Here is a 2659-nt window from a genome sequence, read left to right on the forward strand (position 1 = left end):
TCTCCTGGCCCGTCGCGTTGCCGACGATCCGGCCACGGAAACCGGCGCCCTTGTAGCTGAAGTCGACCTTGCCCTGGTAGAGCACCATCGTGCCCTGGCGGGCCAGGATCGGCTGACCGCCGACGCCGAGGTCGGCCCGGATGAGCCGCGGGTTCTGCGGCGTCCAGCGCTGGCCGGTGGCGTTGCCGACGATGCGGCCGGCGAAACCGGCGCCCTTGTAGCTGAAGTCGACCTTGCCCTGGTACATCACCATGCTGCCCTGACGGGCCAGCACGGGCATGCCCCCCATGGTCAGATCGACCCGCATGAGCTGCTGGTTCTGCGGGGTCCAGCGCTGGCCGGTGGCGGTCTCGCGGTACGGCTGGAGGGCGGCCTGGAGACCGGCCCCTGCCTGCGGGACGCCCTGGGGGACGCCCTGCGGAACCCCTTGCGGCATGCCCGGAGGCTGCTGTCCGTACGGGGAAGGTGCCTGTTGTCCGTACGGCGAGGGCGCGCCCGGCGGGACCTGGCCGGGGACCTGACCCGGCATCTGTCCCGGGACCTGGCCGTACTGCGGCTGCTGGGGCGGCTGTCCGTACGGAGTCGGCGCAGGCGGCGGCACAGTGCCCGCGGGCGGGCTCATCGGGGCCGCAATGGTCGGCGCGGCGTGCATCTGCGGGTTCGGCTGAAGGGCCGGGGCAGGTGCCGGGGCCGCAGGGGCGCCGAACGAGGGCGCGGGCTGCGGGGCCTGAGGAGCCTGCGGTGCGGCCGGTGCGCCGAACGCCGGAGGCGCGGTGGCCTGCGGGGGCGGCGCGAACGACGGCGCGGCACCCTGGGGCTGCTGCGCGGCCGGCTGCTCCTCGGCGACCTCGCCGCCGAAGTTCTTGAGCAGCGCGTCGAGTCCGCCGTCGAAGCCCTGGCCGATGGCGGCGAAGCGCCAGACGTCCTTCAGATAGAAGTCGCCCAGCATCACCGCGCGCTCGGTGGTGAACTCCGCGCCGGTGAAGGCGTACCGGACGACCTCCTCGCCGCCCGCGACGATCCGGATGTAGCCGGGACCGACCTGGCTCATCTGGCCGGCGCCGTCGATCGTCGCGGTGAACGACAGCTTGTGGATGTTCGCCGGGATGCGGTCCAGCGTGACGCGGAAGGACTCCGTGTCACCGGACTGCGCGCCGAGGAGCTGAACGGACTCCTCCGGCGACTTCGGCTGGTTGAAGAAGATGAAGTACCGGTCGTCCGAGAGCTGCTCGTTGGCGTCGAGGCCGAAGCAGCTGATGTCGAAGGTCAGCCCGGGCGCGGCGATCTGCACACCCACGTACAGATCGGTCCCCGGTGTCAGATCACTGATCTTGGCCTTGTGGCCGCGTTGGAATTCCCTGGCCATGCGTAACGACCGTCCCCCATCCCGAATGTGAATGCGTCGCGCCAGGCTAACGGCTGCCTGCGGCATTGAGCCAAGCTGGGACGGATTCGGTACATGATTGCCGCGCGCGCGGCTGTTCGAGCGGTGCTCCCGCCGTCACTCCTCGCGCGCGGCGGGCAGATGCGGCAGCCGCTCGGCCGCGACCACGCCCTCGAGATATCCACGGGCCCGCTCGGTCCGGGGGTACGCCTCCAGGAGCCGCCAGAACCGCGGTCCGTGACCGGGCACCAGCAGGTGGGCGAGCTCGTGCACGAGGACGTAGTCGACGACGTACTCGGGCATGCCCTGGAGCCGGTGCGAGAGGCGGATGCTGCCCTCGGCCGGGGTGCAGGAGCCCCAGCGGGTGTTCTGGTTGGTCACCCAGCGCACGGAGGTGGGGCGGGCCCGGCCGTCGAAGTACTGGGCGGACAACCGCTCGGCGCGCTCGGCCAGTTCGGCGTCGCCGAGGATGCTCCGGCTCTCCTGCGCGGCGAGCTTGTCGAGCATGACCGTGACCCAGCGTTGCTCTTCCGCCTCGGACATCCGGGCGGGGATGAGCACGATGGTCCGGTCGCCCTCGCGGTAGGCGGAGACGGTTCTGCTCCGCCGTGCGCTTCTGCGGACCTCGACCGCGCTCGTTCCCGAACCGCGGGGCGGATTGCTTGTCACGCTGCGCTGTGGGTCGGCGGGCACGCCCCGACGTTACCCGCTGTCAGCGGGGGAAGTCCCGCCTCCGGGACGGTTCCCACGTGATCCGTCCACGCCCTGCACCATTTGAAGTACTAATCCCCCTCCCCTGTGGACAACTTCACGCGATCGGTGTCGCGAGCGGGCATTCTCACCCCAAGGCGAACGAGATCACGCCCGAGGATCACGGGGCGGAGAACGGGAGGGGCACCCATGCATCCGATGGTGAAACCGGCGCTGCGGCGCGCCTGGCGGGATCTGCAATTCGTGCAGTTCGGGGCCACGTCCGCACACGCGGTGGTGGTGGGTCCGGTGGACACGACGACGGGCAGTCTGATCGGGCGGCTGGACGGGACGCGCGGGACAGAGCTGCTGCGGGCGGAGGCCCGGGCGCTGGGGCTGCCGGACGACCGGCTCGACCGACTGCTGGCGAGGCTCGCCGCGGCGGGACTGATCGCGGACGCGTCCGAGGCGCGTCCCCGGACGACGGGAGCGTCCCGGCACGCGGACGGCGCGCTCGATCCGCTGCGCGCCGACCTGGCGTCGCTGGCGGTGGTCGAGCCGGAACCGGACGGGGCGATACGGCGG

Annotated in this window: 2 protein-coding genes and 1 pseudogene; 1 reads left to right on the forward strand and 2 read right to left on the reverse strand. The window is 71.6% G+C overall.

The window, feature by feature from the left end; genetic code table 11:
- Both VIU94_RS09770 and VIU94_RS09775 read right to left on the reverse strand, forming a co-directional pair.
- A partial coding sequence (locus VIU94_RS09770; protein WP_331909702.1) for a TerD family protein occupies nucleotides 1-1366 on the reverse strand: 1366 nt, incomplete at its 3' end.
- Nucleotides 1367-1501: 135 nt separating this feature from the next.
- Nucleotides 1502-2077: a M48 metallopeptidase family protein gene (locus VIU94_RS09775; RefSeq protein WP_331909704.1), complete on the reverse strand. Its 576-nt coding sequence runs from the start codon at nucleotides 2075-2077 to the stop codon at nucleotides 1502-1504.
- A gap of 207 nt (nucleotides 2078-2284) precedes the next feature.
- Here VIU94_RS09775 and VIU94_RS09780 point away from each other — a divergent pair.
- Nucleotides 2285-2659, forward strand: a pseudogene (locus VIU94_RS09780) (ThiF family adenylyltransferase); the annotation flags it as partial.

The sequence above is a fragment of the Streptomyces sp. genome, from assembly GCF_036566765.1.
Lineage (GTDB): Bacteria > Actinomycetota > Actinomycetes > Streptomycetales > Streptomycetaceae > Streptomyces.